At 52.8% G+C, this 14,487-nt stretch carries 14 protein-coding genes; 8 read left to right on the forward strand and 6 right to left on the reverse strand.

Annotated features, from left to right (window positions below; all coding sequences use genetic code 11):
• Positions 1–59 precede the first annotated feature (59 nt).
• Positions 60–662, forward strand: coding sequence for a sugar O-acetyltransferase (locus B5E77_RS03090; RefSeq protein ID WP_087163939.1), 603 nt, complete (start codon positions 60–62; stop codon positions 660–662).
• 59 nt (positions 663–721) lie between these two features.
• On the opposite strand, the gene B5E77_RS03095 is transcribed toward B5E77_RS03090, so the two are convergent.
• The 4 genes from B5E77_RS03095 to B5E77_RS03110 form a co-directional block, all read right to left on the reverse strand.
• Positions 722–2,551: an ABC transporter permease gene (locus B5E77_RS03095; protein ID WP_087163940.1), complete on the reverse strand. Its 1,830-nt coding sequence runs from the start codon at positions 2,549–2,551 to the stop codon at positions 722–724.
• Positions 2,548–3,291, reverse strand: a complete 744-nt coding sequence (locus tag B5E77_RS03100) for an ABC transporter ATP-binding protein (protein WP_087163941.1) — start codon at positions 3,289–3,291, stop codon at positions 2,548–2,550. Before B5E77_RS03100 ends, B5E77_RS03095 begins: the two co-directional genes overlap by 4 nt.
• A 172-nt stretch (positions 3,292–3,463) precedes the next feature.
• A complete protein-coding gene (locus B5E77_RS03105) occupies positions 3,464–4,534 on the reverse strand; it encodes a sensor histidine kinase (protein ID WP_087163942.1) in 1,071 nt (356 codons plus the stop codon).
• 8 nt (positions 4,535–4,542) lie between these two features.
• Entirely contained in the window at positions 4,543–5,241 is a 699-nt protein-coding gene (locus B5E77_RS03110; protein WP_087163943.1) for a response regulator transcription factor, read from the reverse strand.
• Between the two features lie 288 nt (positions 5,242–5,529).
• Here B5E77_RS03110 and B5E77_RS03120 point away from each other — a divergent pair, with 288 nt between their 5' ends.
• The 5 genes from B5E77_RS03120 (at position 5,530) to B5E77_RS03140 (ending at position 10,538) form a co-directional block, all read left to right on the forward strand.
• Entirely contained in the window at positions 5,530–6,192 is a 663-nt protein-coding gene (locus B5E77_RS03120) for an ABC transporter ATP-binding protein (protein ID WP_087163945.1), read from the forward strand.
• A 74-nt stretch (positions 6,193–6,266) separates the two neighbouring features.
• Positions 6,267–8,054: an ABC transporter permease gene (locus B5E77_RS03125; protein WP_242963572.1), complete on the forward strand. Its 1,788-nt coding sequence runs from the start codon at positions 6,267–6,269 to the stop codon at positions 8,052–8,054.
• Positions 8,055–8,249: 195 nt separating this feature from the next.
• A complete protein-coding gene (locus B5E77_RS03130) occupies positions 8,250–9,344 on the forward strand; it encodes an aldo/keto reductase (protein ID WP_087163947.1) in 1,095 nt (364 codons plus the stop codon).
• 238 nt (positions 9,345–9,582) lie between these two features.
• A complete protein-coding gene (locus tag B5E77_RS03135; RefSeq protein ID WP_087163948.1) occupies positions 9,583–10,302 on the forward strand; it encodes an HAD family hydrolase in 720 nt (239 codons plus the stop codon).
• 26 nt (positions 10,303–10,328) lie between these two features.
• Positions 10,329–10,538, forward strand: coding sequence for a hypothetical protein (locus B5E77_RS03140; protein WP_087163949.1), 210 nt, complete (start codon positions 10,329–10,331; stop codon positions 10,536–10,538).
• Positions 10,539–10,590: 52 nt separating this feature from the next.
• Here the strand turns inward: B5E77_RS03140 and B5E77_RS03145 are convergent, their stop codons facing one another.
• On the reverse strand, positions 10,591–11,301 hold the full coding sequence (locus B5E77_RS03145; protein ID WP_204248007.1) for a YitT family protein: 711 nt from the start codon (positions 11,299–11,301) through the stop codon (positions 10,591–10,593).
• 81 nt (positions 11,302–11,382) lie between these two features.
• Here B5E77_RS03145 and B5E77_RS03150 point away from each other — a divergent pair, with 81 nt between their 5' ends.
• The gene (locus B5E77_RS03150) at positions 11,383–12,213 is read left to right on the forward strand and encodes a MerR family transcriptional regulator (protein WP_087163950.1); all 831 of its coding nucleotides are present in this window, start codon (positions 11,383–11,385) and stop codon (positions 12,211–12,213) included.
• Positions 12,214–12,230: 17 nt separating this feature from the next.
• Here the strand turns inward: B5E77_RS03150 and B5E77_RS03155 are convergent, their stop codons facing one another.
• Complete coding sequence (locus tag B5E77_RS03155) at positions 12,231–13,277, reverse strand: penicillin-binding transpeptidase domain-containing protein (protein ID WP_242963573.1); 1,047 nt, start codon at positions 13,275–13,277, stop codon at positions 12,231–12,233.
• Positions 13,278–13,472: 195 nt separating this feature from the next.
• Here B5E77_RS03155 and B5E77_RS03160 point away from each other — a divergent pair, with 195 nt between their 5' ends.
• The gene (locus B5E77_RS03160) at positions 13,473–14,441 is read left to right on the forward strand and encodes a helix-turn-helix transcriptional regulator (protein WP_087163951.1); all 969 of its coding nucleotides are present in this window, start codon (positions 13,473–13,475) and stop codon (positions 14,439–14,441) included.
• The last annotated feature ends 46 nt before the right edge of the window (positions 14,442–14,487 follow it).

Genomic DNA, 14,487 nt, shown 5'->3' on the forward strand with positions numbered 1-14,487 from the left:
CTTGCACTGCAACAGGTTTTTTCTTATACTGAAACAAACTCATTTCAGGAGGTGTAAGCTTGACAGAACTGGAAAAATGCATGGCCGGTGAATACTACGACTGCCACAACGAGATTTTTTTGTCCTTAAAGGCGAAAGCCAGGAAGCTGCTGAAAGAATACAATGCCCTGCAGTATGAGCAGAAGGAAGAAAAGAGAAAAATTCTTGACCGTCTGTTCTATGAGGCCGGCACAAACGTTTCGGTAGCCCAGCCTTTTCTCTGCGATTACGGATACAATATCCATATCGGAAACAATGTGTCCATTAACATGAACTGCACCTTTGTGGACTGCAATAAAATCGAAATCGGAAACAATGTTCTGATCGCTTCCAATGTACAGCTTTACACGGCGGCGCATCCTGTAGAGCTGTCGGAAAGGCTGACTCCGGACTGGAACCCCGAGTCGGAGGAATATTTCTGCCGCACCTACGCCCTGCCCATTCGAATCGGAAACGGCTGCTGGCTGGGCGGCGGCGTCATCGTGCTTCCCGGCGTAACCATCGGGGACGGCTCTGTCATCGGCGCAGGAAGCGTCGTGACAAGGGATATCCCCGCAAACTCTCTGGCTGTGGGAAATCCCTGCCGGATCATCCGAAGCATCAATCTGCCTGCGGGAAGCTGAAAATCCCGCAGGCATCCCAAACACACTCTGACCGGTCTGCATGCCGGAAAGTCCAGGCGCTACAGCTCTCCGATTGTCTCCGTTACAGAAAGCTTCCGTATCCGCCCTGCCGGAGCCCAGACTGCCAGAACCGCCGCAAGAATCACAGCCAGCAGTATCACCAGAAGAGAGTTCACCGGCAGCTCCCAGACAGCGTAGGCAAAATGGGCGGCGATGAGAACGTCAAAAAGCCATTTGCTGATGAAAAGTCCTGCCGCGCACCCGGCGGCACAGCCGGACAGCGCATAGGTAAAGGCTTCCGCAGCTATCATTTTCGTGATCTGCCGCCCGTCCATTCCGACCGCCCGCATGGTGCCGTACTGTTTTGTCCTGGCGGACACGCTCATGGAAATGCCGTTTACAATATTCAACACAGTAACCAGCGTAATAACAAACAGAAAGCCATACACGCAGGCTGCAAACGCCCGGTAGGTGCCGGAGGTATTCTGATCACGCCTGTCAGAAAAAACGCAGTCCTCTCCGGCCGCGGCTCGGATCGCCTCCACATCCTCCTCCGTCACATTTCCTGTGGTCTGTACTGAGATCAAAGAATACCCGGTGATTCCAGTAAGCCGGATAAAGGTCTCTCCGGACATAATCAGAGTAACCTCCCCATGGGTCAGTCCGTCGCTGCTGAAAGGATCGTACTTCAAAAGTCCCGCTATTTCAAGCTCTTCCGCTCCAATCTTTACCTTGTCCCCGATCCGAAGAAGACTGTCCGCATCTGAAGTCGCAAGCACATAACCGCTGTCCCCATAGACCTTCGAGATGTCGCTGCCCTTTTTCAGCATATCGTCCTTTTTCAGGCAGTCCAGACCAAAATCATCATAGGAAATCAGGTCTGCGGCGCCGGAGCTTTCTGCCGCACCAAAGCCTTCTGCCGCCCCGCTTATTTCCACCGGAACCTGAAAGCTGGTTCTGCGCCCGTACACCCGCTTCACGCCCTCCATGCCGCTGAGCGTATCCAGGAGCCCGCTGTCTACCGTGTCCGCGCCTCCGCTGCCCGATATATCAATGTCAGAAGCGTCGGAATACTGGGGCATCAGGTATCCTACAAAATCCACCAGAACCGAAAAGCTTAAGAACATCATAATGCTCAGGGCGAAGGAGCCGGTCATCAGGATCAGATTTTTCTTCGCGGACACTGCATGATGAATCCCCAAAGCCGTCTCCACCCGGAACAGGCAAAGCTTTGCGCCATGGCGCAGGGCGCCGGTTCCTTTTTCGTTTCCGGAAACCGCTTCCACCGGGGACACCCGCGCCGCCCGCTTCGCAGGCGCCCGCGCGGCAAGCAGCACAGCGGCGATTCCCGTTACGGAGCCGATTACAATTCCTGTAATACTGATTCCGAATACCGGAATTTCTGAAAACTGTCCCCCTACGAGAAAACGCAGAACCGCGCAGAGAAGCCAGGCTGCCATAATTCCGAGCGCCACGCCCGCAGGCACAGCTGTCTTACACCAGTTCAGGGCCTCCAGCCTGACAAATCGGATAATCTGCTGTCTGCTCATGCCGATACAGCGCATCATGCCGAAAAATTTTGTTCTCTGTGCTACCGTGCTGTTGATGCTGCCTGAGATCATCAGAACGCCGGCGATCAGAATCAAAAGCGTCAGTACCGCGGCAATGGGGTAGAGGGTCTGGGCCATGGTGCTGCCGGCCAGATTTTCGAGCTCCTGGCTTCCGTGCTTCTCCAGAAGCCTGTCCGCTTCAATCCGTACGCCCAGCTCCGCCATGCTGAACACCGCCGTCACCAGAAAGACGGCAAATACAATACAGAGAATCGTCATGCGGTTCTGCCGCCTGTGGACCTTTGCGGAAATAGGAATCAGACCAAGATAGCTTTTCATTCGAAGCCACCTTCTTTCCCATATCCAGTCTGTCTGTCATTTGCGGACAGTCTCCGGGCATCCCCTGCCCGTCCGAAATCTGTTACCACCCCGTCCGACACCTGCAGAATCCTGTCCGCCGTCTGGGCAATGCGCCGGTTGTGGGTAATCATGATAATCGTCTGCTCATATTTTCTTGAAGTCTCCTTCAGGAGAGCCATGACCTCGCTGCTGTTCTGCGTATCCAGGTTTCCCGTAGGCTCGTCCGCAAGAATCAGCGAAGGACGCGTCATAAGCGCGCGCCCGATGGCCGCGCGCTGCTGCTGACCGCCGGAGAGCTGGCCCGGCAGATGATGGCGGCGTTCCTTCAGATTCAGCACGGAAAGAAGCTCCTCCAGATACCTTTTGTCGGGCTTCTGATAATCCAGCAGCACCGGGAAAATCATGTTCTGCTCCACCGTAAGCTCCGGAATCAGATTAAAGCTCTGGAAGATAAACCCGATATTTCTGCGTCGGAAAATAGTCAGCCGCTTTTCCTTCATGGCAAAAATATCCTTCCCGTCTATGAACACTTTCCCGGACGTGGGCGTATCCAGCGCCCCGATCATATTCAGAAGCGTCGTTTTTCCGGAGCCGGATTCTCCGACGATCGCCACAAATTCTCCCTTGGGAACCGTAAAACTGGCTTTCTTCAGGGCATGCACGGCAGCCTCTCCGCTGCCATAGGTCTTGGAAACTGCTTTTACTTTCAATAAATCCATTGCTGTCATCCTCCTTTTGCGTCTTCCATCACCAGCGCCGGCGTACCAGGGGCAATGCGCCCCGCAAACCAATGCTGTACAGAAAGCGTAGCATTCCCACCCTACCGCCATATGACATTTATCCTGCAATTTTGTAGGAATTGCTCTGAACGGCCGGGACATTTCCGGTCAATTAAGGAGATTCCGACAGGAAATTCATGGTAAATACCGCTCCTTTTCCAGGCTCGCTGTCCGCCTCAATGGTACCCCCGTGCATCTCCACAACTGCTTTCGCAAGCGGAAGGCCCAGGCCAATCCCTTTCGTATCCTTTGAAAAACGGCTTCGGTAAAACCGTTTGAAAATATGGTGCAGATCCTCCGGATGGATTCCTCTCCCGTCGTCCTTCACCGTTATCTGGACCACCGACGCAAACTGCCTCCATTCCACCCGGATCGCGCCGCCCTTCTCCGTGTGGTCAAAAGCATTTTTCACAAGGTTCCCGGCTGCCTCCAGAAACCAGCTCCGGTCACAGTTCAGCGTGACGCCGTCTTCCCCGGAGAATGTCAGCGTCTTATCCTCCAGCTCTGCCCGGCAGGCAAACTGCTTTTCCAGGGTCCACATCATTTCCGGTACGGATTCCTCTGCCTTTTCCATCACAATCGTTCCCGCGTCCAGCTTCGAGATCTTCAGCAGGTTCTGCACCAGCGTCTCGATCCGGTCAAGCTCCTGCTCCGAAAGATCGGTAAACTCCCGTATCTCCGGCAGATTTTCCGCCTCCCCCTGCAGAATCCCGTTGTAAATATTCAGCGCCGCAAGAGGCGTCTTCAATTGATGGGAGATGTCCGCTATGGTATCCTTCATAAATTCTCTGGATTTCGCCTCGTTTTCCGCATGGGCGTTCAAAATCGCCGCAAGGGAATTGATTTCGTGAAACAGCCGGTACAGCTCTCCCTCTTCCTCACAGTCGATCCGCGCGTCCGGATCTCCCTGCAGATATGCCCGAATCTGCGCCACAGCCTCCTCAAGAACCCGGTTCTCCTCCCGGAAATGCAGGAACGCTGTCATCAGAATCGAAAGCCCCAGGCCAAGACAGCAGGCTCCGGCCCACAGCGCCGCTCCTTCTCCCGGGCCTGCCGCCACTTTGACTCCCGGCATTCCTGCTGCCAGACCGGCAAAAACCGCTGAGAGGAGCGTAAAAATCAGCGTAAGCAGTCCTGCTCTGACAAAAAACTGTTTGATCCTTTTATCCGCCAGTATCTTCATCTCGCACCTCAATCCGCCGTGTTCCATTTATATCCCATGCGCCGCACTGTGATGATTTTCTTTGGCTCGCCGGGGTCATCTTCTATTTTTGTACGCAGCCTCCGGATATAAACGGTCAGCGTGCTGCTATCTATATATTTCTCTTCATGGTCCCAGAGCCTGCCCAGGATCTGCTCCGGCGACAGAACCATATCCGGATTTTCCATAAAGAGGCAGAGCAGCTTATATTCCCCCGCTGTCAGGTCAAGCTTCACTCCATCCTTGTATACCTCTCCTTTCAGCCGCTGTATCGTAATGCCGCCTGAGCTTAATTCCACATTTTCCTGTCCGGAATTCCCGTCAAAATTTTCGCTTCTGCGCAGAAGCGCATTCACCCGGGACAGGAATACCGCCAGCTTAAAAGGCTTGGTAATGTAATCGTCTCCGCCTATGTCCAGTCCCATGATGATATCCGTCTCCTCATCCGCCGCTGTGAGAAAGATAATCGGTACCTTCGATGTCTCCCGGATGAACCTGCACAGATCATAGCCGGAACCGTCCGGCAGAGACACGTCCAGAATGACCAGGTCGTACCTTCCATCCTTCCATATTCTCCGCGCTTCCAGGCTTGTCCTTGCAACCTCCGTCTCATATCCCTGCTTCTTCAAAGCAAAGGTTAATCCGCCTATCAAACTCAAATCATCTTCTGCGAAAAAAATACGTTTCATGCTTTCTTCCTGCCTTTTCTCTTTCACTGAAAGGATCTTTTCCAAAAAAGAGGCGCCGCACTAATTGCTTAGCACGGCTGCCCGTATGTTTTTCTCACCTTTAGCATACGGAATTTCCCGGAATACGTCAAGGGCTATCCGGCAGAATTCCTGCAAAAGCTCCAGGTCAAGGCCGGTATCAAAGGTACAAAAACGTAACCTTCCTGTACCTTTCCTGTGACCTTCCTCTGCTATCCTGATATCTGAAAAGAAAAAGCATTCCATATTTTCATACAGGAGGAAATCGGCATGAAAGACAACATCATCTTACAGACAAGAGGACTGAAAAAATATTATGGAAAGGGCGAAACGCTGGTGAAAGCCCTGGACGGCATAGATCTGGATATCGAAAGAGGAAAATTTACGGCCATTATCGGAACCTCCGGCTCCGGAAAATCCACGCTGCTTCATATGCTGGGCGGCCTGGATACCCCGAGCGAAGGCAGTGTCCGGGTGGGCGATACGGAGCTTGCAGCCTTAAACAGCGAACAGGCCACCATTTTCCGCCGTAAGCAGATCGGCTTCATCTTTCAGAATTATAATCTGGTTCCTGTCTTAAGCGTATGGGAAAATATCATCCTTCCCATCTCCCTGGACGGCAGGCGGCCTGACCGGAAATTCATCCTGCAGGTAGTCAAGCTTCTCGGCCTGGAAAAGAAGCTTGACAGCCTTCCCAACCAGCTCTCCGGCGGCCAGCAGCAGCGGGTGGCCATCGCAAGAGCCCTTGCCAGCAAGCCCTCGATTATCCTGGCCGACGAGCCTACCGGAAACCTGGACACCAGAACCAGCGACGACGTCATCGGTCTTCTGAAAATGCCGGCGAGATCGCCCTGGATACGCTTACCCTTGACCGGCTTGGCCTTCCCCATGAACTGGGCGAAAGCGTCACGCTGGAATGGCGTAAGGATCTGAACAGCAGCGAAGTCACTTCCTCTGTCTTTACGCTCTGCGGGTTCTGGGAAGGAAACGAATCCAGCTATGCCGGCATGGCCTGGGTCAGCCGGGATTTCGCCGATGAAATGATTGCGGAAGAAAAGAGCTTTGCCGGAGCAGATGCAGATACGCAGACTCCGGACAGTGCTTCCGACGGAAATGTGCTCGGCACCTTCATGGCCCAGGTGAGCCTGTACAGCGACCAGAATATCGAAGCAGATCTGAACGACATCCTGGCAGACACCGGCCTTTCGGATCTGGAATACAGCGTAAACCTGGCCTATTCCCCGGAAATGGGCGCCACGGCCTTCCAGGAAAGCCTGCCTCTGTACCTGGGCATGATTCTGGTCTTTATCGCCGGCTTCCTGATCATCTACAATATCTTTCAGATCAGTGTCACCGCCGATATCCAGTTCTACGGCAGGCTGAAAACCCTCGGAACCACCAACCGCCAGATCCGCCGGCTTATCTTCGGGCAGGCAGGCCGCATCTGCCTGATCGGAATCCCTCTGGGACTGCTATTTGGCTGGCTGCTCGGCATGGTGCTGGTGCCTTCCTTCCTGGGAATCCTTGAGGGCGAAAGCACCGTATCCGCCAATCCGGTCATTTTCATCGGCTCCGCCCTGTTCGCCTGGATTACGGTCCTTCTCTCCTGCCTGCGCCCCGCAAGGCTCGCGGGAAAAGTGTCTCCCATAGAAGCTCTGCGCATGAACGACGCCGCGTCGAAGAGCAGAAAAAGCCGCAAACGGCGCCGCGGAAGCGCTTCCCTGTCTTCCATGGCCTGGTCCAATCTGGGCCGCAATAAAAGGCGGACCGTCACCGTCATCTGCTCCCTGACGCTGGCCCTGGTGCTTCTGTGCTCCTTCTACGCGCAGAACGCGTCCTTCGATATAGAGAAATACCTGGCTGATCTGACGCTTGCAGACTTCGAGCTTACCGACTCAGACAGCGGGGACAGCCTGAACGGCTATGACCCTGCTTCCACCTCCCTCAGCAGCTCTCTGGTCCGGGATCTGGAAAATCAGGAGGGACTGGAAGCGTCAGGCCATCTCTATACCGGTCAGGCGGACTGGCAGATCGACGACGACACCCTTAAAAATCTTCAAAACTTCTATACCGAGGACGCGCTGGCAGGCTGGGAAACCTATGACGCGGCAGGCGCCGGAGAGCTGCGCGCCGCCCTGAAAAGCCGGGAAGCCTCCGCCAGGGTCTACGGCCTTGACGGAATTCCCCTGGACGCCATCACCCAGGAGCCGTATATTCTCCAGGGCAGCTTTGACGCGGAAGCCTTTGCCTCCGGAGATTATGTTCTGGCCGTGGGACCTGCCATCGATCTGGAACAGGTACATTCCTTCCTGGACGATTACAGGGAGACCACGGACAGCAGCCTTCCCGTCACCTCCCGCCAGACCATGGCCGAGCAGTACGAGGCTGAGACCCGCTCCTCTTCCGTCATGGGAAATGCCGTCAGCGTCGTCATCGCCCTGGTGGGCATCCTGAATTTCATCAATTCCATGGTAACAGCCATCGTCTCCCGCAGACGGGAATTCGCCATGATTCAGAGCGTCGGCATGACAAAGAAACAGCTCTGCCGGATGCTGGTCTATGAAGGTCTTTTCTACGCAGTCATTACACTGGCAGCCTCCTTCATTGTCAGCGCTCTGTCCGTGGGAATTCTGATCCGCGCCATGGTAAGCGGCGGCTTCTCCACCTTTCATTTCACGCTGCTGCCCTTGGGAGTATGCGCGCCCCTCCTGCTTTTGTTCGCCGTACTGATTCCCTGCCTGTGCTTCCGGAATCTGGAGAAGCAGAGCATCGTGGTACGGCTCCGTATGGAATAAAAGTTGAATTTCCTATTGACCTAAAGCTGACTTCAGCCTGTAAAATAATATCAGTGCGCTCCAGCCGGGAAAGACAAGGGAGCTTTGCCGGCCGGATGCCGTTTCTGCCCGCCGCTGCGCTGCTGCGCTTTCAATTTTCATACTCAGTCCGCCGGCTGCGGGTACTTCACTGACAAAATACAGGAGGATTTAAATATGGAGTACAGAATTCATAAAAAGACCGGGGACAAAATCAGCATCCTGGGACTCGGCACCAGCTATATCGCCGACACGCCGGAAAAGGATGCCGTAGAAGCCCTGATTTACGCCCATGAAAATGGAATCAACTATGCGGACCTTGCAACCGCCGGAGCCAGAACCTTCGGATACTACGGGACGGCCTTCGCCTCTGTAAGGAAGGAAATGTTCTATCAGGTTCATTTCGGGGCAAATTACGAAACCGGAGAATACGGCTGGACCACAAAGCTCGAGACCATAAAACGGCAGATTGACTGGATGCTTACGGAACTGAAGACGGATTATATTGATTACGGCTTCATTCACTGTCTGGACGCAGCTTCCGACTGGCAGGCCTATCAGAAGCACGGCGTTCTGGACTATCTGCTGGATATGAAGCAGGCCGGCGCTGTACGCCACATCGGCCTCTCTTCCCACACTCCGGCGCTGGCCCGGCATGCGCTGGACACCGGGCTCATCGACCAGCTGATGTTCTCCATCAACGCAGCGTACGACTATCAGCACGGAGACTATGCAAACGGAAGCGCCAGCGAACGCATGGCCCTGTACCGCCGCTGCGAAGCCGAAGGCGTCGGAATCTCTGTCATGAAACCTTTTTCCGGCGGACAGCTTCTGGATGCCAATACTTCGCCCTTCGGGCAGGCCCTGACGCAGTACCAGTGCATTCAGTATGCCCTGGATAAGCCCGGCGTGCTGACCGTACTTCCCGGCATCCGGGATCTTGCCGACGTAAAACAGCTTCTTGGTTTCCTGACGGCCTCTCCTGAAGAACGGGATTATTCCATTCTGGGAACCTTCACTCCGAAAGACGTCACAGGAACCTGCGTCTACTGCAACCACTGCCAGCCCTGCCCGGCAGGATTAAATGTAGGGCTGATCAATAAGTACTACGATCTGGCAGCTTCCGGGGACACGATGGCTGCAGACCATTACGGCAAGCTGGAGAAAAAAGCATCCGCCTGTGTTTCCTGCGGGCACTGTGATAAGAGATGTCCCTTCCATGTGGCTCAGTCTGAGCGGATGAAAGAAATCGCCGCTTATTTCGGGATGTAAACTGTTCTGCGCCATCATTTTCGGCTCCGGCGAAACCTGGTGCGTCACCGCATTCATGGGATAATTGTTTTTCATATGCCTGTAAAATAATTGCACGATCCTTGCCAATGGAGAAATAAAATATTATAATATCTGCTAAGACTGTTTCTGCGCCAGCCGCCACGCAATACGGGAAGGCGGCAGACACAAAAACGGATAAGCTGTACAAACATCTAACAGGACATAAGTGAGGTACGCAATGGAACATCAGAAACTTACAACGATATTATTTGACCTGGACGGTACCCTTCTTCCCATGGACAATGACGCGTTTACAAAGGGCTATTTCAAGCTGCTGGCCGCAAGGCTGGCTCCCCTGGGCTATGAGCCGGCGAAGCTGGTAGATTCCATCTGGGCCGGTACTGCAGCTATGGTAAAAAATGACGGGAGCCAGAACAACGAGACTGCCTTCTGGAAGCGTTTTTCAGAAATTTACGGGGAACAGGTTCTGAACGATCTTCCTGTGTTCGAAGACTTTTACACCACAGATTTTCAGAAAGGAAAAGAGCTCTGCGGTTTTCAGCCCAAGGCCGCTCAGGCCGTCCGGGAGGCGAAGAGGCTGGGGCTGCGCGCGGCGCTGGCTACCAATCCCATTTTCCCGGCCATCGCCACCGAAAGCCGCATCCGCTGGGCGGGACTGGAACCGGAGGATTTTGAATTTTACACGACTTATGAAAATATCGGGTACTGCAAGCCGAATCCGGCCTACTATCAGGAGCTCCTGAACCGTCTCGGAGAAGACCCGGAATGCTGCCTCATGGTAGGCAACGATGTCACCGAAGACATGATCGCCCGGGAGCTTGGTATGCAGGTATTTCTTCTGACAGACTGCCTGATCAACAGGAAAGAGAAGGATATCTCTGGCTATCCAAACGGCGGCTTCGATGAGCTTATGAACTATGTCCGGGCTTCCGTCTGAGCCCTATCCGCTATTGCTGTCTTGTAATGAGCCGAAATTATATTGAGCGGCATTTTACAGATATTAAGAAATACGCCTGCACCATCGAACAGCGCCTGGATGATTCCTGGTGCACCCGGGAATCTCTTCTCCGGGATAATGCCCATTATTATGAAATGTGTAAAAAATATGGATACAATTATATTCTGATCGATGAAGATTATTGTATAGACATCGATAAGGTATGCCGGGACTGAGTTCTGTGACCTGGTCCGGCATACTTTATATCATTTATATATATCATTTATATCAGCTTTCAGATTTCATGCTTTCTCTTCTATTCTCCACTTTCCCATGCTCTTCCCGGATTTTTTGCGGCGCCTTTGGCTTATGCGGTTCCCAGTTCTGAATACAGTCAATCAGGAACGAGGAAATCGTCACTGTAACTACAGAAAAGAATATCCTTCCGGCAGGAATGTAACTCAGTGAAAGCCCCAGCACCACAAGATCCGTAAACAGATAGGACCGGGACAGGCGAAGGCGCGTGACGCGGGAGATCGTCAGAGCCAGCGCGTCATCCCCTCCGCTGGAGCCGCCCTGGCGCACAATGATTCCGACGCCGATTCCCACAAACATCCCTCCCAGCACGGCTGCCGCCAGAGGATACGCTGACAGATCCGGCAGCATGGGCGGAAAGCATTCCCAGACCTTGTAAAAAAGCGAAACGCTTAAGGTTGAAATTACGGAGATCCTGATAAATCTCCCTCCCAGATATTTGAAAGCCAGCAGATAGCAGGCCGCGTCCAGCACAGGCGTAAGAAAGGCAGGGGAAAATCCAAGCCAATGCTCCGCAAGAAGCATCAGCCCGATGACTCCGCCCTCTGTAATGCCTGTCCGCTGGTGAATATTGTGGATGCCAAAGGAACAGACTGCCGCTCCCAGAATAATTAGCCCAATCCTCTGCCAGGACAAGCCCTCCATCCATTTTTCCCGTAAAACAGAAATCTTTTTTCCAGACATGATTTCTCTCCTTTTATTGCATTTTATCTCTGTTCCGTGTTATCATAAACTATATAGTAACTATAATGTCAAGGAGGAATTATGGAAGACCTGTTCTCCATCGGCGAGCTTTCCAGATATCAGAATATCTCCCGGCAGACACTGATTTTTTATGATAAAATCGGTCTGTTCTGCCCTGCCTATGTGGACCCGCACAACGGATACCGTTATTACAGCGCCAGCCAGATTGACTACCTGGACACCATTCTGATTATGAAAAAAATCGGATTTTCTCTGGATGAAATCAAAGAACATATGCTGCATTACAATATCGACAGCAGTCTGGCCGCGTTAAAGAGACAGGTAAGCGTCATTGACCGGCAGATTCAGGAGCTGCGCCTGATTCGAAACAGAGTGCTGCACCGCTGCGGACAGATGGAAGAGGTAACGGAACGCCGTGGAAACGACGGCGCTGTCACCATCGAAAGCCAGGACGCCCAGTATCTTCTGTTCCGGAAAGTGAAAGCGCCATACACTCTGAAAGAAATCAGCATCGCCACCAAGCAGTGCTTTGTGGATTCCTCTCAGAAGCATCTTCCCATCTATTTTCAGACCGGCGTCATTGTTCCTCTTAAGCACATCCGAGACGGACGCTTTACCGAGGCTTCCATGGCCTTTCTGCCCATCGACAGGAACGGGGAAGCCCCAAACATCCTGCGTCTTCCCGCCGGGACCTGCGCCTGTATCTACCATGTGGGAGATTATCCGTCCATCGGCCGTTCGTACCGGAAGCTGCTGGATTACTGTGCTGCTCATAACTGGAGTATCGTCTCCGATGCTTATGAATTCTGCATCAACGACTATATCACTTCCCAGGATGAAAATGAATACATTACCAAAATCGTTTTTTACGTAGAAAGCGCGCGGCCCTGAGTCTTTCAGGCCCCGTTTTATTCATAATCCGCAAGAAGTTTCAGGGCAATCTCCCTTGCTCCGGTGCTGGTCACCTCTCTCCCTTCCGTCTCGCCCAGATAAACGCAGAAACAGACTCTGCCATCTGCGGTGTCTGCGAAGCCTGTAAACCAGGCGTCTACTGTAATTCCCCGGTCTTTTCCCATTCCGGTCTTCCCATAGACAGCGGCAGCCGAATCATTCTGCTCCGTGACCAGCATGACGTCCATCAGGTCCTGCTGCGTCTCTGCAGAGTATTCAGAATCCCTGCCGAAGATGCGCTCCATCACTTCCATCTGCTCCTTCGGAGATATTTTCAGAGAGGATTCAATCCAGAAGCCGGTCAGGGCCCGGTTGCTGTTATTGGTGTTCAGCCGTCCTTCCCAGTCGGAAATATCACAGTTTCCATACTGGAGCCTGTCCAGCTCCTGCTGCATCAGCTCCGGCCCGATATCATCTGCCAGCTGCCTGAAATACCAGACGCAGGAAGTATGGAACGCATCTTCAAAACCAATGTCCCTGTTCCAGTCTTCATTCCAGAACGCCTCCCCGCTCCAGGTACGGACCGAATTCTCCGGCTCCAGAATTCCGTTTTCCAGCGCTACCAGCGAAGAAATGATTTTAAAGGTGGAACAGGGCGACCGCCTGGTCTGCGCCAGCTCCGCATTGTAGATCTGATAGCGGTTTTCCGAAGGCCAGTAAAGAACCGCCGCTCCGTTCAGCCCATCAAAATAACCGGACCAGTCGGTCTCCTCTGTTACCGGGATTTCTTCTTTCTCCTGCAATGGTTCCTTTTCCGGAATTTCTTCTGCCTCCTGTGGCTCTTCCAGAACTTTCTCCGTCTGTATTTCTGCCTGAACAGCCGTATCCGGATTCTGCGCTTCCGTCACACTTTTCTCTTTCTCTCCGCACCCGCACACTGCCAGAAATGCCGCCATGAACAGAGCCAGCGTAAGCCCGGCCGTGAATCGCTTTTTCATCTCTTTTGTTCCCTTCATTTCTTTTATTCCTTCTTTCAACTCTCTCATCTCTTCCATTTTATTCATATTCTCTCCCCGGACATTCTAGCTCATTGATCCGAATGTTCCTCTCCTGTATACTGAAAGTAATCTGCCCGCAATGAACATGAAACTTATGTTCCTGTTACCTGAGGGTAACCCGAAACGCAAATAAAATCAAGCAGAAATCCGGCCGCCAGGGTATAATTACCGACAGAACGGCGAAAGGAAGAGAAAACCGGCATGTATGAATGGAGAAGACAGATTCAGAGTATCGTCGACGAAATCGACAACGGTATACGAAACCACGAGGAAGAAGCCCTGACCCTGCGCGCTCTTTCCTGCAGGCTGGGATATTCTGAATTTCATACCACCAGGAAATTCCATGAAATATCCGGCCTGTCTTTGCGCAGCTATCTCCGGCAGAGAAGGCTGGCCTTCGCGCTGAAAGAGGTCCGGGACAGCCAGCGGAAGCTTCTGGATATCGCCCTTGATTATGGATTTTCCTCTCAGGAAGCCTTTACAAGGGCATTTAAAAAAGCATACGGCATGACACCGGGCGCATACAGGAAGCATCCCCGTCCCGTCATACTCCGCACCAAAATCCATCCCTTTGACCGTTACTTATTAGGTTTAGGAGAAATCGGCATGATTCAGTCAAAAGATGATGTGAAAATCTATTTTATCACGATACCCGCCCACAAATTTCTGCATGTCAGAAATTATGAGAGCAATGGATACTGGGATTTCTGGCAGAAGCAGAATCAGCTGCCAGGCCAGGATTACGAAACTGTCTGCGGAATTCTGGACAGCGTCAAAGGAAAGCTGGACGATGAGGGAGGCAGCGAAGCAGACTGCACAGGCGGCCAGGTAATGGCCTACATAAACGATCCACAGGGGCGTCTCTGTGACTGGGGAATTCCCCGCGTTGAATGCTGGGGCATACGGCTCCCCGCAGAGTACCGGGGAGAAGTTCCTCCGCATATGTTCCTTATGGATGTGCCGGAAGGTGAATATGCAGTCTTTGAGCATGGGCCCTTTAATTATGAGCGGGAAAATATAAGCGTAGAACAGAAAATAGAAAGCGCCATGGCGTCCTTTGACTATTCCGGCGCTGGCTGCCGGCTTGATACCACTCCCGGCAGAATTATGTATTTCTATTACCATCCGGAACAGTATTTCAAATACATCCGTCCCGTGATGAGGCTCTGAGAGGCGCAAAACCGCTTGTTTTACGACTTTGCAACCTGGCGTAGCA

This window comes from Lachnoclostridium sp. An131 (assembly GCF_002160825.1).
Lineage (GTDB): Bacteria > Bacillota > Clostridia > Lachnospirales > Lachnospiraceae > Laedolimicola.

Coding starts and splice junctions, on each gene's coding strand:
- B5E77_RS03155 (WP_242963573.1), bottom strand. CDS start 13,277: ATGAATAAAATGGAAGAGATGAGAGAGTTGAAAGAAGGAATAAAAGAA.
- B5E77_RS03095 (WP_087163940.1), bottom strand. CDS start 2,551: ATGAAAAGCTATCTTGGTCTGATTCCTATTTCCGCAAAGGTCCACAGG.
- B5E77_RS03105 (WP_087163942.1), bottom strand. CDS start 4,534: ATGAAGATACTGGCGGATAAAAGGATCAAACAGTTTTTTGTCAGAGCA.
- B5E77_RS03120 (WP_087163945.1), top strand. CDS start 5,530: ATGAAAGACAACATCATCTTACAGACAAGAGGACTGAAAAAATATTAT.
- B5E77_RS03145 (WP_204248007.1), bottom strand. CDS start 11,301: ATGTCTGGAAAAAAGATTTCTGTTTTACGGGAAAAATGGATGGAGGGC.
- B5E77_RS03140 (WP_087163949.1), top strand. CDS start 10,329: ATGAGCCGAAATTATATTGAGCGGCATTTTACAGATATTAAGAAATAC.
- B5E77_RS03100 (WP_087163941.1), bottom strand. CDS start 3,291: ATGGATTTATTGAAAGTAAAAGCAGTTTCCAAGACCTATGGCAGCGGA.
- B5E77_RS03110 (WP_087163943.1), bottom strand. CDS start 5,241: ATGAAACGTATTTTTTTCGCAGAAGATGATTTGAGTTTGATAGGCGGA.
- B5E77_RS03130 (WP_087163947.1), top strand. CDS start 8,250: ATGGAGTACAGAATTCATAAAAAGACCGGGGACAAAATCAGCATCCTG.
- B5E77_RS03135 (WP_087163948.1), top strand. CDS start 9,583: ATGGAACATCAGAAACTTACAACGATATTATTTGACCTGGACGGTACC.
- B5E77_RS03150 (WP_087163950.1), top strand. CDS start 11,383: ATGGAAGACCTGTTCTCCATCGGCGAGCTTTCCAGATATCAGAATATC.
- B5E77_RS03125 (WP_242963572.1), top strand. CDS start 6,267: ATGGCCTGGGTCAGCCGGGATTTCGCCGATGAAATGATTGCGGAAGAA.
- B5E77_RS03160 (WP_087163951.1), top strand. CDS start 13,473: ATGTATGAATGGAGAAGACAGATTCAGAGTATCGTCGACGAAATCGAC.